Here is a 25,495-nt window from a genome sequence, read left to right as displayed (position 1 = left end):
AAAGCGATGAAGTATGCATGACTTTAAAGCGATAAAATAGAATTAAGCGAGAGGATGGGTATATTCATGAAAAAGACACTCGCATTGCTGTTATCCGGCCTGATTGCGCTTTCCGCCACAGCTTGTTCCTCCAGCAGTCCCGCTTCATCCGCGGCTGCAGGGTCACAGGCAGCTTCCGGAGCGGCTGAAAAGAAATTGAAAATCGGTATTGTTCAGCTTGTAGAGCACCCCGCACTGGACGCGGCGTACAAAGGCTTTGTAGACGGCCTTGCAAAAGAAGGCTACGTTGACGGCCAGAACATTACTCTGGATTATCAGAATGCGCAGGGCGAGCAGGCGAACTGTCAAACCATTGCAAGCAAGCTTGTAAACGACAAGTCCGACCTGATCCTTGCAATTGCAACCCCGGCCGCTCAGGCAGTGGCAAACACAACCAAAGACATTCCAATTCTGGTCACGGCAGTCACCGACCCCGCGGACGCCAAACTGGTCGCTTCCAATCAAAAGCCGGGCGGAAACGTTTCGGGTACTTCCGACCTGACTCCGGTAGCCGAACAGATGAAGCTGTTAAAGCAGCTGATTCCCACCGCAAAAAAGGTTGCCATGCTGTACTGCTCCAGCGAAACCAATTCCAAATTCCAGGTGGAAATCGCCAAAAAGAGCGCGGCTGAACTCGGGCTGGAAACAGTGGACGCTACAGTATCCAATTCCAATGAGATTCAGCAGGTGGTTCAGTCCCTTGTCGGCAAGGTGGAAGCAATTTACGCCCCGACCGACAACATGATCGCCGCAGGCATGGCAACGGTTTCGATGGTTGCACAGCCCGCAAAGCTGCCGATTATCGTTGGCGAATCCGGCATGGTGGACAACGGCGGACTGGCTACATACGGCATCAATTACTATGACCTTGGCCTAATTACCGCAAAACAGGCGGTCAAAATTCTGAAAGACGGCGCAAAACCGGCGGATATGCCGATTGAGTATTCCACCAACTGCGACCTGACCATCAATAAAGAAGTCGCCGCGAAAATCGGTGTGACCATCCCGCAGGAACTGCTGGATAAGGCAGGTGCCGCGAGCACTGCCAGCAAATAAACACCAAAAAAGAACAGCAAGGCGATAGGGGAAAATCCCCTATCGCTCATGTTGCGTTAAGGAGAATTTATCATGGGTCTATTACAGGCATTGCAAGGCGCGGCGGCGCAGGGTGTTCTATGGAGCATCATGACTCTTGGCGTTTATATCACTTTTAAGGTATTGGATTTTGCCGACCTGACGGTTGACGGCAGCTTTGCTACCGGCGGCGCGGTCACGGCAATTTTAATTTCTCACGGAATGAACCCTTTTCTGGCGCTTTTGTTCGCTTTAGCAGCCGGTATGGTCTGCGGCTTTATCACCGGCTTTTTGCACACGAAACTGGAAATCCCGGGGATTCTGGCGGGAATTCTGACCATGATCGCCCTCTACTCCATCAATATCCGCATCATGGGTCAGGCCAACATTCCCCTTCTCGGCATTTCCACCATCATCACCACGGTGACCGGGCTGTACCCGGCACTCAGCGTAAATATCATTTCGCTAATCATCGGCTTCCTTTTCGCCGCCGCTGTGATTGGGTTCCTGTACTGGTTCTTCGGTACGGAAATCGGCTGCTCCGTCCGTGCGACCGGCAACAACGAATACATGGTTCGCGCGCTGGGCGTGAACACCGACAAAACCAAAATTCTTGGGCTGGTGCTGAGCAACGGCCTTGTCGCGCTGTCCGGCGCGATGGTGGCGCAGAGCCAGGGATACGCGGACGTCGGCATGGGCACCGGTACCATCATGATCGGCCTTGCGTCCGTCATTATTGGCGAGGTGCTGATGGGCAACCGCTTCTCGTTTGCCTACAAGTTGATTTCCGCGGTCGTTGGTTCCGTAATCTACCGCGTGATTATCGCCCTTGTCCTCTGGTTCGGCCTGAAGTCTACGGACTTGAAACTTCTTACCGCCATTATGGTTGCGGTTGCACTGGCGGTTCCGGTTGTAAAGCGGAAATCCCCTGCATTCTTTAGAAATCTGGCTGAAAAATGGCAGAATTTTATCGCGCGTTTCAGAAAAAGTGCAAGGACATCTGCCGCGAACGGAGGGGAAGCAAAATGATTCAACTGACAAAAGTGAGCAAAACCTTCAACGCAAACACCATTAACGAAAAAAAGGCACTGGTCGATTTAAGTCTGACCATTGAAACCGGTGATTTTATTACGGTCATCGGCGGAAACGGCGCCGGAAAATCCACGCTGCTCAACCTGATCGCGGGCGTTTTCCCCTGTGACGGCGGTCAGATTATCCTAGATGATACCGACCTGACCAAACAGCCGGAATACCGCCGTGCTAAGCTGCTGGGGCGCGTGTTTCAGGATCCGATGATGGGCACCGCCGCGGAAATGGGCATTGAGGAAAACCTTGCCATGGCATATCGCAGAGGAAAAAAGCGCGGGCTGGGCTGGGGAATCAAAAAAAGCGAGCGATCCGTCTATCAGGAAAAGCTGAAAACACTGGAGCTTGGACTGGAAAACAGACTTTCCAGCAAAGTGGGGCTGCTGTCCGGCGGCCAGCGCCAGGCGCTGACCTTGCTGATGGCTACCCTTCAGAAGCCAAAGCTTCTTCTGCTTGACGAACATACCGCGGCACTGGATCCCAAAACCGCGCGCAAGGTACTGGAACTGACCGACGAAATGGTCAGTCGGGACAACCTGACCACACTGATGGTTACCCATAATATGAAAGACGCCATCCGGCTGGGCAACCGATTGATTATGATGCATGAAGGAAGAATCATCTTCGACATCAAAGGTCAGGAAAAGAAAAACCTGCAGGTAAAGGACCTTCTGGAAAAATTCGAAACCATGAGCGGGGACGCCATGGACAACGACAGGATGCTTCTTTCTTAAAAATTCTCACGGAACAGGCACGGAGAATGATCTCCGTGCCTGTTCCGCCCTTTATATAGGAATTCTTTGTCCATATCGCGGTATATCGGGCGGAAATGACCGGCTGTGATTGGTACAATATCGCCAAATTTTAAAATACCCCTTTACTTTAGCGTGCTAATAAGGTAAAATACTATCATTGAACATGGCAAACGAAGAGAAGTGAGGTATTATAAATGAAAAAAATATTATCTTTATTATTAGCGGCCGGCATTGCTCTTTCCTGCGCAGCCTGCGGCGGCGCCGCCGCCAGCAGCGCCGGGAGTACGGGTTCCGCGCCTGCTGCGGACGAATCCTGGACAAAAGTTGAAAAAGCGGGCAAGCTGGTGCTTGGCCTTGACGACGCGTTTCCTCCCATGGGATATGTGGATACCAAAACCGGTGAGCTGGTTGGCTTTGATATTGACCTTGCGAAAGAAGCCTGCAAGCGTTTGAACATCGAGCTGAAAACACAGCCGATTGACTGGAACAGCAAAACCGCCGAACTGAACAACGGCAATATCGACTGTCTGTGGAACGGTTTCAGCAAAACCGATGAGCGTGAAAAGGAATTCAGCCTGAGCATTCCCTATATGAAAAATGAGCAGATCATTCTGGTGAAAACAGATTCCACCTATCAGGGACTTGAATCTCTGGCCGGAAAGACCATCGGCGTACAGTCGGACTCTTCCGCGGAAGTGGCACTGAATGAAAACGCGGATTTCAAAAAAACCTTAAAATCCGTCGTACAGATCGACGACTACTCCAAAGCGGTTCTGGAACTGCAGAACGGCACCATTGACGCAATCAGCATTGACGAAGTGGTCGCGCGCTACTATCTGACCAACAATCCCAACGCATATAAGGTGCTTCAGGATAAAGACGGTAAGGACGCTTCCCTTGCCACGGAGGATTATGTCATCGGATTCCGCAAGACGGACAGTGCTTTAACCGAAAAGCTCAACGGCGTTTTGAAGGAAATGGCGGCAGACGGCGCCATGGAGACAATCTCCAAAAAATGGTTCGGTGAAGATGTGACCACCGTAGAAAAATAGAGCGCTTTCACATTGCATTCTGAGGGATACTGTAACCGAAGAATCGTTTTATAGCTGTCGTCTGAGAACTCTCTTCACTCAGAAAGACAAAACAGATTTTCTCCCCCGCGCGGCATAGAGCCGGACTCTGTCCGGTTCTGTGCCTTTGGCTTTTTTTACACAATCATTTTATGGAGGTCGCGTTCATGAATTATCAGGTGCTTTTAACTCAAATGCTGGAAGCAACGCTCATGTCGCTGCGTATTTTTTTCATTACGCTCATTTTTTCCCTGCCGCTTGGCCTTCTTGTTGCCAAAGGGCGCATGACAAAGGTCAAAATCATCAATCTTCCGGTCAGACTCTACATACTGCTGATGCGCGGAACACCGCTGATGCTGCAGCTTTTGTTCTTCTTTTACGCCCTGAAGCCCCTGATCGGCATTCAGCTTAACCGTGTTCTGGCGGCGGAAGTCGCCTTTGTGTTAAACTACGCGGCGTATTTTGCGGAGATTTTCCGTGGTGGAATCGAAGGGATTCCGCGCGGTCAGCACGAAGCGGCTAAAGTACTCGGCTTTACCCGCAGCCAGACCTTCTTCCGCATTATCCTGCCGCAGGTTGTAAAGCACATTATCCCGCCGATGGGCAACGAGTTTATCACACTGGTCAAGGACACTTCCCTGGCACAGGTCATTGGCATTGTTGAACTGCTCAAGGTAACCTCCAACTGGGTTTCCTCGGCGGTCAACATGACCCCGCTGGTAATTGCCGGCGCGTTCTACCTTGTCATGAACGGCGTGGTCACCCGCTGCTTTACAATGGCCGAAACCAAGCTGAACTACTACCGTTAGGAGGATGGAAATGCATATCTTAACTGCGACAAACATCTGTAAAAGCTTTGACGGCACGAAAGTGCTTAACGGAATTTCAATAGAAGTAACCAAGGGGCAGGTGCTTGCGATTATAGGACCTTCCGGTTCGGGAAAAAGTACCCTGCTGCGCTGCGTCACCCAACTGGAAACAGTCGATTCCGGCGAGATTACCATCTGCGGCGAACGGCTGGTGAAAAACGGCGCGGACGGTAAGGCTGTCTATTCGGACAAAGCGGCGTGCAGCAAAATCGGGCTGCATATCGGATTGGTCTTCCAGAATTTTAATCTGTTTCCCCATTTGTCGGTCATGCAGAATATTACGGAAGCGCCTATCCGCGTCCTGCACCGGTCGAAGGCGGAAGCAGAGGCGGCCGCAACGGAGCTGCTGAAAAAAATGGATCTGGCGGATAAAGCAGACGCGTACCCCTGCCAGCTTTCCGGCGGACAGCAGCAGCGCGTCTCCATTGCCCGCGCGCTGGCGATGAACCCGGATATCCTTTTCTTTGACGAGCCGACCAGTGCGCTTGACCCGGAGCTGACGGGAGAAATTCTCAAGGTCATCCGCGAGCTAGCCGCGGAGCATATGACGATGGTGGTTGTCACCCATGAAATGAAATTTGCCCGGGATGTGGCCGATTATGTGGTTTTTATGGACAACGGAACAATAATTGAGCAGGGAAACCCGGAACAACTTTTCGGAAATACGCAGAACGACCGCACAAAAGCATTTTTATCCCGCTTCAACGAAGAATAACATCTGGGTATGAAAAAGCCGCGTTTCACAATGTGAAGCGCGGCTTTGTTTTATGCCTTTTGAATCGGTTGGGTGCGGTCTTTCAGCCACTGAAGCTCTTTCCCGTCTAAACCGGGAGAAAGTTTCTCCCAGACCAAACGGTGGTAGTTGTTGAGCCATTCTAGCTCCTCGTGCGTCATCAGCTCCGTCAGGATTCCCGCGGTATCAATCGGGAAATAGGTAATCGGCTCAAATTTCAGGAACTGGCCGTATTCGTTATTGACAAACTCGGTGACCAGCATGATGTTTTCCGTGCGAATTCCGTGCTTGCCTTCCTCATATATTCCCGGTTCATTGGTAATCGTCATGCCCTTTTTAAAGGCGACATTGTTGCTGATTCTCATGTTCTGCGGGCCCTCGTGCACCCCGCTGAACATTCCTACGCCGTGGCCTGTACCGCAGCGGTAGTCGATGCCGTGCTTCCACACCTGCACACGGCTGAGGATGTCGATGTTCCCGCCGGTGCAGCCCTCCAGGAACACAGCCATTGCCAGTGCGATATGGGCTTTCAGGACATAGGTGTAATGCTCTTTTTCCTCGCGGCTGATCGGTCCCAAAACGAAGGTACGGGTAATGTCGGTGGTACCTTCCAGATACTGCCCGCCGGAATCGATCAGCAGGAAGCCCTGATTTTTCAGCGTACTGCAGGTTTCCGGCTTCGGGCTGTAATGCATCATGGCCGCGTTTGCGTTGTAGGCCGCGATAGTGCCAAAGCTCTCCCCCATGTTGTTCGGCTGCTTTGCCCGGTATTCCCTGAGCATGTCGCACACGGTACATTCGGTAACGGTTTCTCCGTTTTTCATCATATTCTCGAATTTCACACAGAATTCAACCAGCGCGCGGCCGTCTTTGATGTGAGCCTCGATGATATTTTTGATCTCCGTTTCATTCTTGACGCCCTTCAGCGCAATAACGGTATCTCCCCCCTCTTTCACAGTCACATGGCTGTTCTGTTTCAGGAGCATATACAGATCGTAATTGACATTGACGGGGTCTACCAGAATCGTCCTGTCCGTATGGATTTCCTGCAGCGCACGGTCGATCTCTTCGTATTCCCTGACCGTCACACCGTTTTCTTTCAGGTAAGAAAGCGTCTCCGGCAGAACGCGCGCGGTATTGATAAACAAATAAGCGGAATCCGAATAAACCATTGCGTAGGAAACCGCCAGCGGATTGTATTCTATGTCGTCCGCGCGGATATTCATCAGCCAGGCCACACAGTCCAGCTTGGTAAAAATTTCTCCGTCCGCATGCTGTTTTTTCAGTTCTTCCCGAATCTGCTCCAGTTTCTCTTTGCAGGTATAACCGGCATATTTTGCATCATGAACAAACACTTTGCTAGAGGGGATGTCCGGTCTGTCCGTCCAAATATCCTTTATCAGGTCAACCGCTTTGATCTTCAGCTTTTTGTCGGCAAATTTCTCCCGCATTTCTTCAACGGAAGCCGCGGAAAGCATCTTGCCGTCAAATCCGACCGTCTCACCGTCTTCCAGTTTATCGGCCAGAAATTCCGTGTAGGTCGGCACCCCTTTGACCGCCATGCGGTACAGGACGATTTCGCTGCCCTCCAGCTGGTGCGCTGCCTGTATAAAATACCGTCCGTCCGTCCAAAGGCCGCTCTCCGTCTCCGTCACAACCAGAGTTCCCGCGGAGCCGGTAAAGCCCGAAAAATAACTTCTGGCCTGCCAGTGAGCGGGAAGATATTCGCTCATGTGCGGGTCGGCGGAAGGCACGATGCACGCCTGCACGCCGTTTTGCTTCATCTGGCTGCGCAGCGCGGCAAGTCTTTCATTTACGCTGTTCATGATACATTACTCCTTAACTCTATAAAATGACATTTCCCTTCTGTTTGCACGGTCTGAAAACAGAAAGCCGCTTTCATGAAATGGCGCCGCATCGGGCGGTCAAAATCGGTAAAAACAGCTTTTTGAAAAAGGACAAAAGAAACCTCAGAATATAAAAAAGTATAGGCTTAATCGGAGGTATTGTCAAGTTTATCCACCGGAAAGACAAACGAAAAAGCGGCGGGCATTCCGTAAAACCGAAGTGCCCGCCGTATGAAATTTTATGATCTTTCGTGGAGGGGAACATAGGCCCTGTGGGCGGAAATACTCTTGTATGCGGGTCGGATGATTTTGCCGACGTTGATCTGTTCCTCCATTAAGTGCGCGCTCCATCCGGCAATACGCGCCATGGCGAAAACGGGCGTAAACAGTTCCGGCGGCAGACCGAGCATATGGTAAACAAACCCGCTGTAAAAGTCGATGTTCGCACTGACGCCCTTATAGGTCTTACGCTCGCGCCCGATCACTTCCGGAGCAAGACGCTCAACCAGAGAATAAAGCTTATACTCTTTGGTAAGGCCCTTTTCTTCGGATAGGCTCTGCACGAATTTCTTGAAAATATTGGCGCGCGGGTCGGACAGCGAATATACCGCGTGACCCATCCCGTAGATCAAACCGGCCCGATCGAAGGCCTGCTTGTTCAGCAGCCTGCTCAAATAGTCGGCAACCTTATCCTCGTCTTCCCAGTCGTCAATATTCTGCTTCATATCCTCAAACATCATCATGACCTTGATGTTCGCGCCCCCGTGCTTCGGCCCTTTCAGGGAACCGAGCGCCGCCGCAATGACCGAGTACGCGTCCGTTCCGGAAGAAGCCACCACATGGGTGGTAAAGCTGGAATTGTTGCCGCCGCCGTGCTCCGCGTGCAGAACGAGCGCAAGGTCAAGGATACGGGCTTCCAGCGCGGTATATTGATTATTGATACGCAGCATGTAAAGAATGTTCTCCGCCACGGAAAGCTCCGGTTTGGGGGCATGGATAAAGAAGCTGTAATTTGGATCCATATTGTGGGCGTAGGCCTGATAACCGTAAACCGCAAGCTGCGGGAACAGCGCGATCATTTCCAGACACTGGCGCAGCACGTTCGGCAGAGAGGTGTCGTTCGGCCTTTCGTCATAAGCGTAAAGGGTAAGCACACTTCTTGCCAGTGTGTTCATCATATCGAACGAGGGGGCCTTCATAATGATGTCGCGCACAAAATTAGTCGGCAGGGTTCTGTATTTGGACAACAGCTTTTTGAACTCCTCCAGCTTTTCCTCTGTCGGCAGTTCGCCGAACAGGAGCAGATAAGTCGTCTCTTCAAAGCCGAAGCGGTTCTCCGCTATAAAACCGCGTACAATATTCTGAATATTCATGCCGCGATAATACAGCTCTCCTTCACAGGGCACGCTTTTTCCGTCGACTTCCTTGGAGGAAATGATATCCGATATTTCCGTTAAACCGGTCAGAACGCCTTTTCCGTTAATATCGCGCAGACCGCGTTTCACGTCATATTTGGCGAACAACGAGGGATCGATCGTACTGTGGTTCTTACAAAGGTCGGTAAGCTCCAAAATTGCGGGAGTTACCGTAAAGAAATCTGCGTTTCCGTTTCTCTCCATATTTCATATCTCCTTTTCTTTCATTATACGCTAATCCTTTTGGGGAATTTTGGTGAGAATTCTGTTTACGATACGAACTGCGGCGTTAAAATCTCTGTATTCCGCTTCACTGAAACCTTCCATAGCCAATTTCAGTGCTTTGTCGAATTCTTCGCGTCCATCACGGATTTCTTTGGCGGTTGCCTCCGAAACGGAAATTCGTATTTTTCGTCTGTCCCTTTTGTCCAGACTGCGCACAATATGGCCTTCCTCATACAGCTTTTCAATCATGCGGCTCATCTGCTGACGCGGCGTATGCAAGCTGGCAGCCAGCTCACTCATTGTCATCGGCTCGCCAGCGCACAGAACGCACAGCGCGTTCAGCTGCAGGCTTGTGAATTTTCCCCTGAAATGATCTTCAAACGGTTTTGCCAATGTTCTGTGAACAAATACCAGAAAATGAAAGATATCATCATCGGCCTGTACATACTGATTTGCCATTTTAAACACCCTTAGTAAACTTTTCATGATAATAAACATTTGTTTATATTTTTATAGTATAACTATTTTTGCTTTAGAATTCAACCGCAATTCTGTGAACGTAGTGTTAATTTTGGAAAAACGTAAAAAATGCCCCCGCCGGACGGCGGAGGCATTTGTATGGGAATACCCCATTAATAAAGTTTCTTTAACACCGCTCCGGAGGTTTTCTGCTTGTTGGCGCTGCTCTTCTCATAGGTTCGCTTAAAGTATTCCATATAGATCAGGTCAATCAGAAGCATCTGGCTAATTCTGGCCGAAGTGGAGCCGCCCTGCAGCGGGCCTTCGTTCGTGCCGCACAAAATCACCACATCGGAATAGGCGGTGAGCGGGGACTTTGCGAACCGGGTGATGCAGACCACCCTTGCGCCGGCTTTTTTTGCCTGCTGCGCCACCTGAATGGTATCTTTTGTCGCACCGGAATAGGAGATAATGAACGCCAGATCTTCCGGGGAAAGGATGGAAGCCGCCATCGCCTGTAAATGCGCGTCGGCGTAATTGTGAACCTTCGGAGTAATGCGCACAAATTTGTCCACCGCGTCCATAGCGGTCAGCAGAGAGGAACCCACGCCGAAAAAATAAATTTGCCCTGCCCCGATCATATAATCAATCGTGAGGGAAAGCTCCTCAAAATTCAGCAGCGAATAGGTTTCGTTCAGCGCGTTAATGTTGGTCTGCAGAACCTTTTTGGCCACATCCTCAATGGTGTCCTCCTGCGTAATTTTTCCGGACAGCATCGTCGTGATGCTGCTGCTGTCCTCCTCGTCCGATATGCTGAGGGAAAGCAGCATTTTGAATTCCTGGTAGCCCTGCAGCTGCATCGTTTTACAGAAGCGGAAAACGCTGGTGTCCCCCACCTCACACGCTTCCGCAAGGTCGGTAATGGATAGAAACAAAACCCGTTTCGGGTCCTGCAAGACATAATCCGCCACCTTTTTTTCGGCCTTTGTAAAAAGATTATACCGCGAATTGATCTTTAAAAGAAATTCCCCGTTTGCCATCTTTCCGTCCCCTTTTGCAGCGTATCGCCGGGACTCCGTTCCGGAGCCTTCGGCTTGATAAAAACAGTTTAAAACAAAAAGCCGGGTTTGTCCATCCCCGGCTTATATAAAATCGATTAAGAGAGGATGCCGTCGCGCGCTTCCAGATATTCATCATAGGTGGAGATACGGTCAATAATGCCGTCATCCGTAATTTCAATGACACGGTTCGCAATCGTCTGAACAAACTGATGGTCGTGAGAAGCAAACAGCACCACGCCCTTGAAATCCGTCAGGCCGTCGTTCACGGCGGTAATGGATTCCAGATCAAGATGGTTGGTCGGCTGGTCGACCACAAGCACGTTGGCGCCGAACATCATCATGCGGGAGAGCATGCAGCGAACTTTTTCACCGCCGGAAAGCACATTTACCGGTTTTAAAACGTCCTCTCCGGAAAAGAGCATCTTCCCCAGAAATCCGCGCAGATAAGTTTCCGTCGTATCCTTGGAATACTGCTCCAGCCATTTTAGGATGCTTTCCTCGCAGCCGTTGAAGTAGGCGGAGTTATCCTGCGGGAAATAGGACTGGCTGGTGGAAACACCCCACTTGAAAGAGCCTTCGTCCGGCTCCAGCTCCTCCATCAGAATTCGGAACAGCGTAGTGTTGGCGATTTCATTGGAGCCGACAAAGGCAATTTTGTCGCCTTTGTTCACACGGAAGCTGACGTTGTTCAGCACCTTCACCCCGTCAACGGTTTTGGAAAGGTTGGTGACCTCAAGAATTTCCTTGCCCGGCTCACGGTCCATCGTAAAGCCGACATAGGGATACCTGCGCGATGACGCCGGCATTTCCTCAACGGAGATTTTATCAAGCAGCTTCTTACGGGACGTCGCCTGCTTGGACTTTGATTTGTTTGCGGAAAAGCGCTGAATAAAATTCTGCAGTTCCTTGATCTTGTCCTCCGCTTTCTTGTTCTGGTCGCGCATCACGCGCTGCATCAGCTGGCTGGACTCATACCAGAAATCGTAGTTGCCGACATACATCTTGATTTTGTTGAAATCAATGTCGACAATATGGGTGCAGACATTATTGAGGAAGTGACGGTCATGGGACACTACGATGACCGTTCCCTCATAATCCATTAAAAAGTTTTCCAGCCAGGCAATGGATTTGTTGTCAAGATCATTGGTAGGCTCGTCCAGAAGGATGATGTCCGGCTGCCCGAACAGGGCGCGCGCAAGCAGGACGCGTACCTTTTCCGTACCCGTGAGGGTACCCATCACGGTATCCAGCAGCGCGTTGTCCAGACCCAGACCCTGCAGCAGCTTTCCGGCTTCGGTTTCTGCGTCCCAACCGTTCAGATCGGCAAATTCCGCTTCCAGCTCCGCGGCAAGAATCCCGTCCTCATCGGTGAAATTCTCTTTTTCATAAATAGCGTCCTTTTGTTGTCTTACTTCGTACAGACGCGCGTTGCCCATCAGAATAGTTTCAAAAACGGTATAGGAGTCATAGGCGTGGTGATCCTGACTGAGCACGGACATCCGCAGACGGGGATCAATAACAACCTCACCCTTTGAAGGCTCCAGTTCGCCGGAAAGAATTTTTAAAAAAGTAGACTTTCCCGCGCCGTTCGCTCCGATGACACCGTAGCAGTTCCCGGCAGTGAACAGCAAATTAACATGGGAAAACAGGTTTTGGCCGTTAAACGCAAGGCCAAGATCGGATACAGTAATCATAGTTCCTCCAATGTGAAAACATAAATATATATTTTATTATTTTAACATAAAACCGCTCAGAAAAATATAGCGGAAATTATAAACTAATCGCAATAACGCTTGTCATTTTTGAGGAACAATGCTACAATATGAAAAATACGGACCGCATTTTCGCGCCAATTAGGAGGTATACCGGTGAAAATACAGGAATCGGGCGAAAATTATTTGGAAACAATACTGATTTTACAGAATAAAAACGGCTATGTCCGTTCTATTGACGTTGCCAACTACTTGGAATTTACAAAAGCGAGCGTAAGCCGTGCCATGAGCATCTTAAAAGAAGCGGGTTATCTTACCATGGAAGCAAACGGCAATCTGGTTTTGACGGAGCTGGGACGCACAAAAGCGAGTTCCGTTTATGAACGCCACACTTTGATTGCGCAGTTTCTGGAAATGACCCTCGGGGTCAGCAGCGACATTGCTTTGCAGGATTCCTGCCGGATTGAGCATATTATCAGTGAAGAGAGCTTTGACCGTATCAAGCACTTTACGCAGGTACACAAAAACGACGGAGGTACCGTATGAATTACATCACCGCACAGTGTCCCCACTGCAAAAAAGAGCTGCAGGTACCACAGGACGCGGAAGAGATTGTGTGCATGTACTGCGCGCAGCCCATCCATGTAAAATCCCTGCTCTCCGAATCGGAACGCGCAAAGGAAAATGACTATCAAAGGCTGATGGATGAAGCCTTCTCTCTTTTAAATGAAGAAATTTTTACCGTGAAAAACGGATTAAAGAACGTCAAGCAGAACGTTTACCCCACCGCATTTGAAAATTACCGCGAGCTGATTTCCCCCGCGCTCAAAGCGTACTGTCTTGCCGCGCCGGGCAATGACGAAGCGCCCGACTTTTTTGCGGGCATTTTATTTGACCGTTTTCAGAAAAAAATAGCGGAAGACGGAATTAAAAAGGAAAGCGATCCGCGGCTCTTCGAATACCGCTATATGATCGTCGCTTTCACGGTTCCGGCTATGCTGGAACAGCACACACCCGCAGCGGAAGCGCTGGCGGACAGCTTTTTAAGGATTTGGAACGAGCATTACCCGAAAAATCCGCTGGGCAAATCGAACTATGAAACCATCAGCAGCGGTTTTCGAAAAAAGCTGTGCTTTATCACCACCGCGGTCTGCTCCTCGCTTGGAAAAGGAGACAATTGCCCCGAACTAAACGCCTTCCGACATTTCCGCGACAGCTGGCTTGCGGCTACCCCGCAGGGCAAAGCCAAAATCGGTGAATATTACCTTTTTGCACCCATGATTGTAGACAGGATTGACCGGTCTGAAAAATGCCGGACTGAGTATCGGGAAATCTGGGAGACTTACCTTTCCCCCTGTCTAAAATCGCTGGAAAACGCAAATCCGCAGCAATGCGCGGAAAAATACGAAGAAATGATGAAGACTCTTGAACAAAAATGGCTGAACTAGCCGATAAAGCATCAAAAAAGAACCCGGGATGGTCAATTTCATGACACTGTCCCGGGTTCTGCTTATTTTATTCTGATCCGCCGGAATTCTTGCCGCTCCAGTTGACGACCGGTGCAGCGCCGTCCAGGGACGCCTGCTCCATCAGCTTCAGCATTTCCAGCGCGCTCCGGAAACGGACGGTCTGATTTTGCTCAACCCAGGTAATCGTCCCCTGCCAGGTAGCGTTTTTTCGGTACTGAACGTTGACAACAAAGGTTATCGGCTTTTCATTCAGGATCTTATTCATGATCTCATCCACAGCGTCATCCACCTTTTCTATGATAGGCTTGGGTTTCTTCACTTCAAATTTTCGGCCCTCAAAAGAGGCCTGCGGAAAGGATATACTGTCAAAGAGATCGTCCATTCCGCGCAAAAGCTCGCACTCATTGCGAAACGGCAGGATTTTTTTGTAATATTCACTGTAAACATGCCCTCTCAGAGTTTCACTTTTAATGGAACTCAAATAGATAATGCTCTGGGAGTTGGCAGTAGTCCGTTGTCTTTGCCCGTTTTGCACTTTTATCACCTGTATTGCATATGATCTGCTCCGCAGCTGCGCGGACACCCACAATCATACAATGTAAATTATCATTATTCTAACATACTGCGGAGCAATAATCAAAGTGTTTTCAGCCTTTTTTTGTATAGCTGAAGGTAAAACACAATACTTGCAATCAACGATGCACCCTCGGCGATCGGAAAAGCGTACCAGACGAAAGGCAGGCCGATTTTTGAAAGCAGAAACGCAGCTGGCAAAAGCACGATCAGCTGCCGCAGCACAGAGATAATCAGGCTTTTAAAGCCGCTGCCGACAGCCTGAAAGACCGTTGAAAACATGATTCCCAGCGCTGCCGGTACAAAACAGATGCTGATGGTGTGCAGCGCGGGAACACCGATTTCCAGCATCAGCCGGGATGCGTTGAAAATCAGCAGAAGCCTGTCCGGAATCAGCCAGAACAAAGCGGTGCCAATTGCCATAATCACAACAGAAATGATGGAACCGATTCTGACGGTAGATAAAAGGCGGTCGCGTCTGCGCGCGCCGAAGTTGTACCCGATGATCGGCATGACCCCCTGCATCAGGCCGAAAACCGGCATAAATACAAAGGACTGCAGCTTAAAGTACACTCCGAACAAAGCGACCGCCGTTTCCGTAAAACCGATTAAGATCGCGTTCATACCAACCACCATAACGGAACCGATCGCCTGCATAATGATGGACGGGAAACCAACGGAATAAATATCTCTGATGGTTGAAAAATCAAGTTTGAAGTTCCGGAAGCTGATAACTACCTGATGATCTTTTTTTACGATAATATAAATCAGAAACAGCATCGCAAAAATCTGACCGATCACGGTAGCAATCGCCGCGCCTGCAACGCCCATTTTGGGTACTCCCAGCAATCCGAAAATAAAGATCGGGTCCAGAATGATATTCGTAACAGCCCCCAAAATCTGGGACAGCATGGGGTAAATCATATTTCCGGTGGCCTGAAGCGTTTTTTCTATGTTAATTTCAATAAAAACACCCATAGAAACGATACACACAATACTCATGTACTGGGTGCCCATGGTTATGATTTCTTCATTTGCCGTAAAGCTGCGGAAAAATGGCTCTGAAAAAAGCAGCCCGACCAACGCAAAAATTGCCCAGTTAAACGCTCCCAAAAGAATCCCGTGCGTAGCGGCGGAATTTGCTTTTTCCTGCCTGCGCTCTCCCAGCCGGCGCGATACCAGGGAATTAATTCCGACGGAGGTACCCACCGCAAGGGCAATCAGCAAAGTCTGTATTGGAAATGCGAGTGAAACCGCAGTCAGCGCATTTTCACTTACTTTTGCAACAAAAAAGCTGTCCACCACGTTATACATAGCCTGTACCAGCATTGACAGCATGGCCGGTACCGACATGGATATGATTAGCGGAAAAACCGACATCGTACCCATTTTGTTTTCTGTTTTCTCCAAAAATTTCACTCCTTTGTTTATCTCATTCATTTTACACGATCATTCGTTCTTTTTCAACTCCGTTTACGCAAATAAAAAAGCCGCCCCTCACCGGACTTGCAACGGACAAGGGAGACGGGGCATATAATGACAAACGACAATAGAAAGGGGTGGCTATATGATTGGTGCCGTACTTGGATTTGCGCTCTCCGGATTGCTGTTTTTTATTCTTCACGTCACTGGCTCGGGTTCCTTCCCCAGACCGCTTACGGCACAGGAGGAACGGGACTGTCTTGAACGGCTGAAAAACGGGGATCTGAAGGCAAAGAATGAACTGATTGAACACAACTTACGTCTGGTCGCCCATATCATCAAGAAATACTACGCCAACTCAAACGACCAGGATGATCTGATTTCCATTGGAACCATCGGGTTAATCAAAGCGGTAAACACGTTTGACAGCAGCAAGGGAATCCGCCTTTCCAGCTATGCGGCCCGATGCATTGAAAATGAAGTGCTGATGTTTTTCCGCTCCTCCAAAAAGACCGCGCAGGATATCTCCATCAACGAACCGATCGACACCGATAAGGACGGAAACGCGCTGACACTGATGGATGTCATGGCCACGGAAGACAACATCGTTGACAACCTTGACTGTAAAATCAAATCCGAGCAGCTCAAGAGGTATATTCGTGAGGTACTGTCCCCCAGAGAGCAGACCATTATTGAACTGCGGTACGGTCTGACGGGACGTAGTCCGCTGACCCAGCGCGAAGTGGCGCAGAAACTGGGCATTTCCCGCTCCTATGTATCCGAGCGCGCTTAATGTAAGCAGTGGTATCATACATAAAAATCGATGCGGTTATTCATCAATTTTTGAATTATGAAGCAGACAAGCTATAACAATAAAACAGGACGCTTCAATGAATGGAACGCCCTGTTTTAGTATTTAATTTGCGGGTAGATTAATCGGCGTTATTGATGCTCATGTCCCCAATCGCACATTGCATCCATAATCGGGATTAGGGATTCCCCTTTGGTAGAAAGGCTGTATTCCACCTTTGGCGGTATCTGTGGATATTCTTTGCGCACAATCAGCCCGTCTGCTTCCAGCTCTTTCAGTTGAACACTTAGTGTTTTGTAGGTAATCGAGCCAATCATTCTATGTAATTCATTATAACGAACCACTTTATGATTAGACAGCAGATAGAGGATAATCATCTTCCATTTGCCGCCTATAATGCTTAGTGTGTAACCGTATGGAGTGTCCGATATTTTTGTATAGCCATCTAAATTTTCCATTTATACTTCCCTCTGAGATAGTATGCGTCAATAAAGTGCATACTTGTATGTTGATTTATACTATTATACAATAAGGAACAACGGAGTGCAATCCACAGTGCAACATCCGAAAGGAGTACGATCTATGAAAATTGTGATGGTTACCGGCAGCCCTCATAAAGCCGGAACATCAGCTTTGCTGGCTGAGCAGTTTATAAAAGGCGCAAAAGAAGTTGGACACGAAGTGTTTCGTTTTGATGCGGCATTTGAAGAAGTCCATCCTTGTATTGGCTGTGATAAATGCGAATGTGGTAAATTTCCGTGCGTATTTGAAGACGGCATGATGAAACTGTACCCGGAATTGAAGAAAGCGGATTTATTGGTTTTTGTTACGCCGCTGTACTATCACGGTGCATCCGCGCAAATCAAAACCGTCATCGACCGCTTCCACGGTATTGACAATGATTTGGTGGGCTCTGGGAAAAAGGCGGTGCTGCTCGTGACCGTTGCCGATGCGGCTCCCCGAATCATGAACGGTATTGTAGGCAGCTACCAGGAAATGCTCCACTATCTAAAATGGCAGGACTGCGGAAAAGTACTGGCTTACGATTGTTCTGATCGGAAGGATATTGAGAAGACCGACTATCCACAGCAAGCATATAAATTGGGAAAAAATCTGTAAACATGGAGGTTTTACACATGAACGAAGTGCTGAAAGCAATGGAAGAAAGAAGAAGTATCCGCCAATATAAGCCGGACTCCGTGCCGAAGGAAATTATCGACAAGATCATCCGGGCGGGTACCTATGCCCCCAACGGGATGGGCAGGCAATCGGCCATCATCGTCGCCGTGACGAACAAGGAACTGCGTGACAGGCTTTCCAAGATGAATTCGGAGATCGGCGGCTGGGAACCGGATTTCGACCCGTTCTACGGCGCACCTGTCGTGCTCATTGTGCTGGCGGAGAAAAACTGGAGGAACTGCGTCTACGACGGCAGCCTTGTTATGGGTAATCTGATGCTGGCGGCGCATTCCCTCGGTATCGGCAGTTGCTGGATTAACCGGGCGAAGCAAGAATTCGAAAGCGACGAGGGCAAAGCAATTCTCAAATCTCTTGGGATCGAAGGCGAATACGAGGGTATCGGTCACTGTGTGCTGGGCTATCCCGACGGGCCGATTCCCCAAGCCGCGCCTCGCAAGGAAAATCATGTGTTTTACGCAGACTGAAGAGCGCACGAAGCCGGAATACCAGCATCTCAAAGTAAATAACTGCCACCATGTAAGGGCAATCGAGAAATCGGTTGTCCTTTTTTGTGCGCCAATCAGAAAGGAGAAAATCGAAGCCTGCAATCAGCGAAAAGCCATCGGTTGCCCAAAGCATCGCGGGCCCGTCAGCTATCTTGTCCCCCCAGCCCTTTTCGGTTCCATCCCCTCACCCCGGTATCATTTTTACTCCGTAACACTATTATTCCTTCCAAGTGTAATTTCTATCAGGACGGCTGAAATAATTCCAAGAACGCCGCCGAACAGGAACGGAGCGCCGGAATTTATTCTGTCCCAAAGGAATCCGGCTATGATTGACGACAACAGCAGTCCGACACCTTGCAGCATTCCGTAAATCCCAAGAACGGTTCCCTTTAATCCTGTCGGCGCATTTTCAGCAATAAAAGCCCTTTCCGCGCCGCTGATAAACGCGGTGTACGCGCCATATGCGATAAACAGAACCAAGATAGTGGACTTGGCGGAGAGAAAAGCAAAGCCGAGATAGACAAGGCCGTAAATCAGGTAACCCGGCACAAGAATCCTGCTTCTGCCGAACTTGTCGGATAATTTGCCTGACGGAATGGCAAGGACGGAGGCGGCCACATTGAAAATCAGATACAGCAGCATGACCTGTGACGCTGAAAAGCCCTGCTTTTGAGCTTTCAGAAGCAAAAACGTGTTTGATGAATTGCCGAGGCAGAAAACAAATATGACAGCAAGGTACATTTTCAGCTTTCTATCAAGCTTTAGCCCTTTCAAAGTGAGCTTCTCACTTGCTGTAACACCGTTTTTGTCTTCTCTGACGGAAAAAATAATCAAAATTCCAATCACCGCCGGGATGATGGAAAGCAGAAACGCCTGGTGAAAACCAACGTTGGCTGCAACGAAAAAATAAGCGAGCAGCGCGCCAAGAGAGGAACCGGCCATATCCAGCATCTTATGCAGCCCGAACGCTCCTCCGAGTTTTTTGCCGTCACTTGACTGCGCTACAAGAGCATCGCGCGGTGCGGTGCGGATGCCTTTTCCGGTGCGGTCAATGACTCTCGCCAATAAAACGCCGGGCCATGATGCTGCAAGGAGAAGAAACACCTTATACAAGACAGACGTCGAATAACCAATAAAAGTAAGACGCTTTTTATTGTGGTGCACATCCCCGATGTAGCCGCTGAATACCTTGAGAAGCGATGCAATACTCTCGGCAATTCCTTCGATGATCCCTACGATGGCGGGCGACGCACCAAGCGTAGCGGTCAGAAACAGCGGAACCAAAGGATAGACCATTTCGGTACTCATATCAACAAACAGGCTGACAAGCCCGATTAGCACAATATTGGATACCACTTTTTTCTGCTTCATTTCCGCTCCCTACGCTTTCTCATTAAATTCATATACTTTGTCACAGAAACCATCCAGAATATCCGCACATTTCGCCAGCATTGATTCTGCTTTTTCCTGAAGCGGCGAGCCGAAAGAATCCCGCGCGGCTATTTTTTCATACCATTGTTTCAGTTTATTAAGTTCTTCCTCGTTTTCCTCGATTTCAGCAAACGTAAAGTTCTTTCTGGCCGTCTCTTTGTCGATCTCTTTGAAAAATTCCTCGCACTGCTCCAGAAGTTCTCCATATTCCTCATCTCTTGCCGCGTTGAATTTATTAATGATTCTTTTTTCCCCATCCTCGTCTGTCGAGATCGTCATGACAAATGCCTCGCCGCCGTTCCGGGAAACCTCATCTTTGATATCATTAAGCAGATTATAATTTTCATCGCTCAAAGGCAGTATCCACATGGACTGCTGGATACTGATCGCCCCGATTTTTTTCAGCTTTCTCCATATGGATACCCGCGCCCTTGACGGCTCCCTTGGCAGCGTATAATTGATAGCGCTCCATTCTCTTTGATTCACAAAATCGCCTTCTCATTAAATGTAATACTGGTTACAGACAAAATAATATCACATTGTAATACCGGTTACAATAGAATATTATAAATCATTCCATATTTTAAGGAAACAATCCGGGGAACCGGCCTCCTGTCATTATGCGGACAGCTACGAAATATGAGCTACGCCGAGTATACAGGGCTTGACCTGTCCACCCATAAAAATATCGGAGGCCTTGGTTACAAGTCCTCCGATAGAAATGGTTTGCCGATCAAATTTCATGCTGCTTTCCGTTTATCTTTTACTTTGTTTTATCCGTAGCCTTCTTCATGGCCTTGTTAACTTCCTGGTCAACAGATTCCTGATAGATGTCAGCGTAAGTTTTTGAATCTTTGATTAGATCGTCGCAGAAAGCCGCTACGTCACTGCCCGTCACTTCGAGTACGCCTTTCCCCAGGGCCGCATCCCCTTCAAAGAGATCGACAATTCCTGAGAGCAGACCCGTCCCTTCGGTTAGCTCAACAGGGCCGACCTTGAAGAGATATTTTTGAATTTCTTTATAAACAATCTGATAATCCTGCGGGAGCGCTTTGACACGCGCCATGTGCGCCCGCCACTCTTTTTTACCTTCGATCATATCTTGTATGCTCATTTTATCCTCCTATTTCCCTAATTTCTTAGCAATATTATTGTTGAGCTGCTCGCGCCACTTGTCACGAAAAGACTTTGCCCCATCTTCGCCGACCAGCGCTGAACAGAAGCCTTTGATATCGTCACCCAAAACCTCCTGGGCACTTTGACCGTCAGCGGCCGTTTCTTCGAACAGGCCAAGCACACCGTCAAGAATTGGCATGAGGTTGCGGCCGGTGAAATCTGAGTGCGGCCAAAGACTGGCCTTCATGTTTTCCCATGCCGCTTGATAATCAGCCGGCAGCTTTTTGGCTCGCGATTCAAAAGATTGCAACTCTTTTGTCATATCATTGCCGGTAACTTTATCCCAGAAATTCATTACTTTTCTCCTTTAACTCACTAATTTTTGATGATAGGAACTTCCATTTTTCCCAGAACTTCCGCAGTTCCTCACGCCCCGCGTCGTTGAGCGCGAAAAACTTTCGCGGCGGGCCCATGTCTGAAGGCTTTTTTGTAACATCTACCAGCTTGCTTCTTTCAAATCGAACCAAGATGGTATACACCGTTCCATCCACAACATCTGTGAAGCCGAGGGCATTCAACCGCCGCGTGATTTCGTAGCCGTAGGTTTCACCGCGGCTTATAATTTCAAGGACGCAGCCCTCAAGCACGCCTTTGAGCATTTCCGTTAGGTTTTCCAGTACAATCACCTCTTTGCTATTATGTATAACTTACTACTGCTATATAGTAACGCATAATAGCTGATTTGTCAATAGCGGTTGCTTTGATAATGAATTTCATTTCAACGCAAAGGAGGAATCTCACCGTCAAAATTTAACATGTGCGAATAGGAAATATACAGTGCGGCTGTTTCCTATTTCGGTTCTTTTTTGACGGACAGGCAAAAATTACACGGATTTGCATACCTTTTACTATCGCAGCATAAAGGGGGCAGATTGATGAGTAAGCCTGAGATAACAGTGACATGCGTCTTTCCGGACAAAGGAGAGACGGCTTGCCAAATACTGTTTCGTTCCTTTCGTTTCTTTCTTCAGCGGGAACTTGCGCGGGATGGCCGCAAACCTGCAATGCCGGCGACATCACATGTATGATATTCATCATGAACGGTCACTTATTTGCGGAGGCAGTATATGTCTTTAGAAATATGCAATCCAATGGACTATCAAGTAGGACTATATATTCGGTTATCCAAAGAGGATGATAACGAAGGGCAATCTGAAAGCGTAAACAACCAACTCTCCATGCTCAAAACCTTTGCACAAGAGCGGCAGCTGGACGTCTTTGACATTTATATAGACGACGGCTGGAGCGGCACAAATTTCGACCGGCCAGGCTTCAATCGGCTGATTGCGGATATTGAGGCCGGTAAGGTCAATATGGTCATCACCAAAGACCTCTCCCGTCTTGGCCGTGACTATATCATGACCGGGCACTACATGGAACGGTATTTTCCGGAAAACCGCGTGCGTTACATATCTTTATTGGATGGAATCGATACGGGCGTGGAGAGCACCGCCAACGACATCACGCCGTTCCGCGCGATCATGAACGACATGTATGCGAAAGACATCTCAAAAAAAATCAAAAGTGTCAAGCACGACAAGCAGCGCAAGGGATTATTTATCGGAGGAAAACCCCGATATGGCTACAAAATGGACCCGCATCATAAAAATAAAATCATCATTGACGAGGAAACGGCACCAATCGTGCGGCGCATCTTTGATATGGCGCTCACGGGAATGTCCTGTCGGCAAATCGCGGTTCAGCTCAACGCGGAGAAAATTCCGACTCCGGCATCTTACGCCGGATTAAATCAGGGACGCGTCGGGCCATACGCCGGAAGGTGGAGCAGCGAACGGATTTCCGATATGCTGCAAAATGAAACGTATATCGGCAACATGGTTCAGGGGCGCAGCAAAAAGATCAGCTACAAATCGAAAAAAACGATCCGGCAGCCGCGTGAAAATTGGATTGTTGTGGAGGGTACGCACGAACCGCTGATCGACCCTGAAATGTTTGACAAGGTACAGCGCATGGTGAACAGCCGCAAAACGACCCGTTCCCGCACTTATGATTTTCTGCTCAAGGGACTGATTTATTGCCACGAATGCGGTTATCCGCTGGCAGTCATCAACCGCCCGAACGCCAAAGGTAAGGATTGTCTATACTTTGTCTGCCGTACCTATCAGCGCTTCACGAAGGCCGGTGTCTGCACCTGTCATTCCATCAAGGAAGAAACTGTGACCAATGCGGTATTACAAAAAGTACGGGAAGTATGTCAGCCGTATTTCCATGCAGAAGAGTTGATTCCGATAGCGGAACAGGCGCTTGCGGAAGCGCGGCAAACGAAAGATCATGAAAATGAGATTGCCGCGTTGCAGGGTAAAATAGAAAGCCTAACGGCTCACCTCGACAAAATGTACATGGATAAGCTGACAGGACTTCTGGACGATCAGGATTTTGAACGCATTTACCGGAAGGTTAAAGAAGAACGGTCTGCGCTCGAGCAAAAGCTCTCGGAGATTGATACGCCGGATGATTCTCCCGATAAGCAAACAGAGATTGCAAAGCAGCTTGTAAAGCGTTTTGTCGACACCGCGTATTGCAGCAGAGATTTGCTTGTCAGCCTGATTGAGCGTGTGGAGCTGACCGAAGACAAACAGATTATCATTCATTTTCGCTTCCGCCAGCCGGAGGCGATTTCTTAGAGGCAACTTACTTACCATAAGCGCGCTCCTATGTATCGCGTATTGAAAAGAAATCACTCGGCGCTTTGTATAAGCGCTTTACAAAATGACTGATTACATATTCCCTTGACACAGCAATCCGCCCATGATATATTATGGTTACAACGATAAGAATTGGAGTTGAAAAGATGCGCAATTTTTCTTGCTGACTATGAATTAAATAGTGTACCCCAAAAGAAGCAGCCCTTTGGCTGTTTGTTTTGCTGTGCGTAAGCAGGAAAGTTGCAAATCTCATACTCGGAATAAAGTTCAGAACATATCTGCGCCAACCGGCACGGAGTGTTCGGCGCTGTATTTTCGGTCTGCAGGAATTCGCTTTCCTGCAGGCCTTTTATTTTTATCGGAGGTGTATGCTTATGTCGCTGATACAAATCAGCAACCTGACCTTCTGCTATGACGGCAGTTACGATACCATCTTTGAGAATGTTTCCTTCCAGATCGATACCGACTGGAAGCTTGGATTTACGGGGCGGAACGGACGGGGAAAAACTACCTTTTTAAATCTTTTGCAGGGAAAGTACGAATATACCGGAACCATTTCGTCTTCCGTACCGTTCGACTATTTTCCTTTTGATGTTCCCGACAAAACACTGGATACACTGGACGCAGTCAACCGTATCTGTCCGGAAGCAGAGCTCTGGCAGCTGAACCGGGAACTGTCCCTGCTGGACGTTTCCCAGGACGTTTTATACCGCCCTTTCGGGACATTGAGCAACGGCGAACAGACCAAGGTGTTACTGGCCGCACTGTTTTTAAACGACAACCATTTTCTCCTGATCGACGAGCCGACGAATCATCTGGATATGGAAGCCCGCCGGATCGTCGGCAACTATCTGAACACGAAACAGGGATTTATTCTGGTTTCTCACGACCGCGCGTTTCTTGACCGCTGCATTGACCACGTGCTGTCCATCAACAAAACAAACATTGAGGTTCAAAAGGGGAATTTTTCCTCCTGGCTGCAAAACAAGGCAATGCAGGATCAGTACGAAACCGAAGAAAATGCAAAACTGAAAAAACAAATCACTCAACTGTCCGACGCCGCAAAGCGGACTGCAGGATGGTCGGACAAGGTAGAAAAAACAAAAATCGGCAGCCTGAACTCCGGCCTGAAGCCGGACAAAGGCTACATTGGCCACAAAGCCGCCAAAATGATGAAACGCGCAGGCGCAATTGAAGCACGCAGGGAACGAGCGGCACAGGAAAAGGCAAAGCTTCTGAAAAATATTGAAACGGCAGAAAGCCTGTCTATCAGGCCGCTGGAATACCCGAAGAGCCGTATGGCCGAGCTGGAAAACCTCTGTGTCTTTTACGGAGAAAGAAAGGTATGCGGTGGGCTTTCCTTTACGGTCAGCCCCGGCGACAGAATTGCACTGTGCGGCAAAAACGGCTGCGGAAAATCCAGCATTCTCAAACTGCTGACCGGAGAAAAAATCGACTTCACCGGCACTGTGCAGATGGACAAAAACCTGATTATCTCTTATGTCCCGCAGGACACTTCCTTTTTGAAAGGCAGTTTAAAGGATTACGCGGAAAACAGCCGGATTGATGAAAGTCTGTTTAAGGCCATTCTGCGTAAACTGGACTTTTCCAGGGTACAGTTTGAAAAAGACATGGCGGACTTCAGCGGAGGTCAGAAAAAGAAAGTGCTCCTTGCAAAAAGTCTGTGCGAACAGGCCCATCTATATATTTGGGATGAACCTCTCAACTTCATTGACATTCTGTCCCGGATGCAGATAGAAGAACTCATCCTTGCACACCGGCCCACCATGCTGTTTGTGGAACATGACAGCTCTTTCGTCGACAGGGTGGCTACCCGCCGTGTCGATTTTCGCTAATTTTGATAAATAGGAACAGGCGGATGACGGTCAATGACCGCCATCCGCCTGTTCTTTATAT

At 48.8% G+C, this 25,495-nt stretch carries 26 protein-coding genes and 1 pseudogene; 13 read left to right on the top strand and 14 right to left on the bottom strand.

The window, feature by feature from the left end; all coding sequences use genetic code 11:
* The first annotated feature begins 66 nt into the window (after positions 1-66).
* The 6 genes from J5W02_RS02810 to J5W02_RS02785 all read left to right on the top strand — a co-directional run bounded on the left by J5W02_RS02810 (position 67) and on the right by J5W02_RS02785 (position 5,608).
* On the top strand, positions 67-1,095 hold the full coding sequence (locus tag J5W02_RS02810) for an ABC transporter substrate-binding protein (RefSeq protein WP_219964122.1): 1,029 nt from the start codon (positions 67-69) through the stop codon (positions 1,093-1,095).
* Between the two features lie 72 nt (positions 1,096-1,167).
* Complete coding sequence (locus J5W02_RS02805; protein WP_219964121.1) at positions 1,168-2,142, top strand: ABC transporter permease; 975 nt, start codon at positions 1,168-1,170, stop codon at positions 2,140-2,142.
* Positions 2,139-2,933, top strand: a complete 795-nt coding sequence (locus J5W02_RS02800) for an ABC transporter ATP-binding protein (RefSeq protein WP_219964120.1) — start codon at positions 2,139-2,141, stop codon at positions 2,931-2,933. The genes J5W02_RS02805 and J5W02_RS02800 overlap by 4 nt, the downstream gene beginning before the upstream one ends.
* A 215-nt stretch (positions 2,934-3,148) precedes the next feature.
* Positions 3,149-4,006, top strand: a complete 858-nt coding sequence (locus J5W02_RS02795; RefSeq protein WP_219964119.1) for an amino acid ABC transporter substrate-binding protein — start codon at positions 3,149-3,151, stop codon at positions 4,004-4,006.
* Between the two features lie 185 nt (positions 4,007-4,191).
* Positions 4,192-4,833 carry an amino acid ABC transporter permease gene (locus J5W02_RS02790; protein ID WP_219964118.1) on the top strand — a complete coding sequence of 214 codons (642 nt, stop codon included), beginning with the start codon at positions 4,192-4,194 and terminating at the stop codon, positions 4,831-4,833.
* Positions 4,834-4,843: 10 nt separating this feature from the next.
* Positions 4,844-5,608, top strand: coding sequence for an amino acid ABC transporter ATP-binding protein (locus J5W02_RS02785; RefSeq protein WP_219964117.1), 765 nt, complete (start codon positions 4,844-4,846; stop codon positions 5,606-5,608).
* Positions 5,609-5,658: 50 nt separating this feature from the next.
* Here J5W02_RS02785 and J5W02_RS02780 read toward each other — a convergent pair whose 3' ends face one another.
* The 6 genes and pseudogenes from J5W02_RS02780 to J5W02_RS14925 all read right to left on the bottom strand — a co-directional run.
* Positions 5,659-7,452 (bottom strand): aminopeptidase P family protein, encoded by a 1,794-nt coding sequence (locus J5W02_RS02780; RefSeq protein ID WP_219964116.1) that lies wholly within the window; start codon positions 7,450-7,452, stop codon positions 5,659-5,661.
* A 260-nt stretch (positions 7,453-7,712) separates the two neighbouring features.
* Complete coding sequence (locus J5W02_RS02775) at positions 7,713-9,092, bottom strand: citrate/2-methylcitrate synthase (protein ID WP_219964115.1); 1,380 nt, start codon at positions 9,090-9,092, stop codon at positions 7,713-7,715.
* Between the two features lie 30 nt (positions 9,093-9,122).
* Positions 9,123-9,572 (bottom strand): MarR family winged helix-turn-helix transcriptional regulator, encoded by a 450-nt coding sequence (locus J5W02_RS02770; RefSeq protein WP_219964114.1) that lies wholly within the window; start codon positions 9,570-9,572, stop codon positions 9,123-9,125.
* A gap of 173 nt (positions 9,573-9,745) precedes the next feature.
* The gene (locus tag J5W02_RS02765) at positions 9,746-10,612 is read right to left on the bottom strand and encodes a MurR/RpiR family transcriptional regulator (RefSeq protein ID WP_219964113.1); all 867 of its coding nucleotides are present in this window, start codon (positions 10,610-10,612) and stop codon (positions 9,746-9,748) included.
* A 116-nt stretch (positions 10,613-10,728) separates the two neighbouring features.
* The gene (locus J5W02_RS14930; RefSeq protein WP_456237058.1) at positions 10,729-11,733 is read right to left on the bottom strand and encodes an ABC-F family ATP-binding cassette domain-containing protein; all 1,005 of its coding nucleotides are present in this window, start codon (positions 11,731-11,733) and stop codon (positions 10,729-10,731) included.
* A gap of 54 nt (positions 11,734-11,787) precedes the next feature.
* A pseudogene (locus tag J5W02_RS14925) lies at positions 11,788-12,327 on the bottom strand (ATP-binding cassette domain-containing protein); the annotation flags it as partial.
* Between the two features lie 174 nt (positions 12,328-12,501).
* Here J5W02_RS14925 and J5W02_RS02755 point away from each other — a divergent pair.
* On the top strand, positions 12,502-12,891 hold the full coding sequence (locus J5W02_RS02755; protein ID WP_219964111.1) for a metal-dependent transcriptional regulator: 390 nt from the start codon (positions 12,502-12,504) through the stop codon (positions 12,889-12,891).
* The gene (locus J5W02_RS02750; protein WP_219964110.1) at positions 12,888-13,793 is read left to right on the top strand and encodes a CFI-box-CTERM domain-containing protein; all 906 of its coding nucleotides are present in this window, start codon (positions 12,888-12,890) and stop codon (positions 13,791-13,793) included. Before J5W02_RS02755 ends, J5W02_RS02750 begins: the two co-directional genes overlap by 4 nt.
* A gap of 67 nt (positions 13,794-13,860) precedes the next feature.
* Here J5W02_RS02750 and J5W02_RS02745 read toward each other — a convergent pair whose 3' ends face one another.
* Together J5W02_RS02745 and J5W02_RS02740 are read right to left on the bottom strand one after the other, a co-directional pair.
* Complete coding sequence (locus J5W02_RS02745) at positions 13,861-14,358, bottom strand: hypothetical protein (protein ID WP_219964109.1); 498 nt, start codon at positions 14,356-14,358, stop codon at positions 13,861-13,863.
* Between the two features lie 92 nt (positions 14,359-14,450).
* Positions 14,451-15,827: an MATE family efflux transporter gene (locus J5W02_RS02740; RefSeq protein WP_407928339.1), complete on the bottom strand. Its 1,377-nt coding sequence runs from the start codon at positions 15,825-15,827 to the stop codon at positions 14,451-14,453.
* 127 nt (positions 15,828-15,954) lie between these two features.
* Between J5W02_RS02740 and sigK the strand changes: the two genes are divergently transcribed.
* Positions 15,955-16,602, top strand: a complete 648-nt coding sequence (sigK, locus tag J5W02_RS02735) for an RNA polymerase sporulation sigma factor SigK (RefSeq protein ID WP_219964107.1) — start codon at positions 15,955-15,957, stop codon at positions 16,600-16,602.
* Positions 16,603-16,751: 149 nt separating this feature from the next.
* Here the strand turns inward: sigK and J5W02_RS02730 are convergent, their stop codons facing one another.
* On the bottom strand, positions 16,752-17,078 hold the full coding sequence (locus tag J5W02_RS02730; RefSeq protein WP_219964106.1) for a winged helix-turn-helix transcriptional regulator: 327 nt from the start codon (positions 17,076-17,078) through the stop codon (positions 16,752-16,754).
* 124 nt (positions 17,079-17,202) lie between these two features.
* Here J5W02_RS02730 and J5W02_RS02725 point away from each other — a divergent pair, with 124 nt between their 5' ends.
* Both J5W02_RS02725 and J5W02_RS02720 read left to right on the top strand, forming a co-directional pair.
* A complete protein-coding gene (locus tag J5W02_RS02725) occupies positions 17,203-17,739 on the top strand; it encodes a flavodoxin family protein (RefSeq protein ID WP_219964105.1) in 537 nt (178 codons plus the stop codon).
* Between the two features lie 17 nt (positions 17,740-17,756).
* Positions 17,757-18,284, top strand: a complete 528-nt coding sequence (locus J5W02_RS02720) for a nitroreductase (RefSeq protein ID WP_219964104.1) — start codon at positions 17,757-17,759, stop codon at positions 18,282-18,284.
* A gap of 222 nt (positions 18,285-18,506) precedes the next feature.
* Here J5W02_RS02720 and J5W02_RS02715 read toward each other — a convergent pair whose 3' ends face one another.
* The 5 genes from J5W02_RS02715 to J5W02_RS02695 form a co-directional block, all read right to left on the bottom strand.
* On the bottom strand, positions 18,507-19,676 hold the full coding sequence (locus J5W02_RS02715; protein ID WP_219964103.1) for an MFS transporter: 1,170 nt from the start codon (positions 19,674-19,676) through the stop codon (positions 18,507-18,509).
* Between the two features lie 9 nt (positions 19,677-19,685).
* On the bottom strand, positions 19,686-20,222 hold the full coding sequence (locus J5W02_RS02710; RefSeq protein WP_219964102.1) for a Chromate resistance protein ChrB: 537 nt from the start codon (positions 20,220-20,222) through the stop codon (positions 19,686-19,688).
* 277 nt (positions 20,223-20,499) lie between these two features.
* A complete protein-coding gene (locus J5W02_RS02705; protein WP_219964101.1) occupies positions 20,500-20,850 on the bottom strand; it encodes a DUF1048 domain-containing protein in 351 nt (116 codons plus the stop codon).
* A gap of 9 nt (positions 20,851-20,859) precedes the next feature.
* Complete coding sequence (locus tag J5W02_RS02700) at positions 20,860-21,207, bottom strand: DUF1048 domain-containing protein (protein ID WP_219964100.1); 348 nt, start codon at positions 21,205-21,207, stop codon at positions 20,860-20,862.
* Positions 21,191-21,511, bottom strand: coding sequence for a PadR family transcriptional regulator (locus J5W02_RS02695; RefSeq protein ID WP_304518469.1), 321 nt, complete (start codon positions 21,509-21,511; stop codon positions 21,191-21,193). Before J5W02_RS02695 ends, J5W02_RS02700 begins: the two co-directional genes overlap by 17 nt.
* A gap of 492 nt (positions 21,512-22,003) precedes the next feature.
* Here J5W02_RS02695 and J5W02_RS02690 point away from each other — a divergent pair, with 492 nt between their 5' ends.
* A complete protein-coding gene (locus J5W02_RS02690; RefSeq protein WP_255575514.1) occupies positions 22,004-23,557 on the top strand; it encodes a recombinase family protein in 1,554 nt (517 codons plus the stop codon).
* A gap of 395 nt (positions 23,558-23,952) precedes the next feature.
* Positions 23,953-25,434: a ribosomal protection-like ABC-F family protein gene (abc-f, locus tag J5W02_RS02685; protein WP_219964098.1), complete on the top strand. Its 1,482-nt coding sequence runs from the start codon at positions 23,953-23,955 to the stop codon at positions 25,432-25,434.
* Positions 25,435-25,495: the final 61 nt, after the last annotated feature.

The sequence above is a fragment of the Caproiciproducens faecalis genome (assembly GCF_019448085.1).
In the GTDB taxonomy this organism is placed as follows: Bacteria; Bacillota; Clostridia; order Oscillospirales; family Acutalibacteraceae; genus Caproiciproducens; species Caproiciproducens faecalis.
Note: the sequence above shows the minus strand (reverse complement) of the source record. Positions and strands in the feature narration are given on the sequence as shown.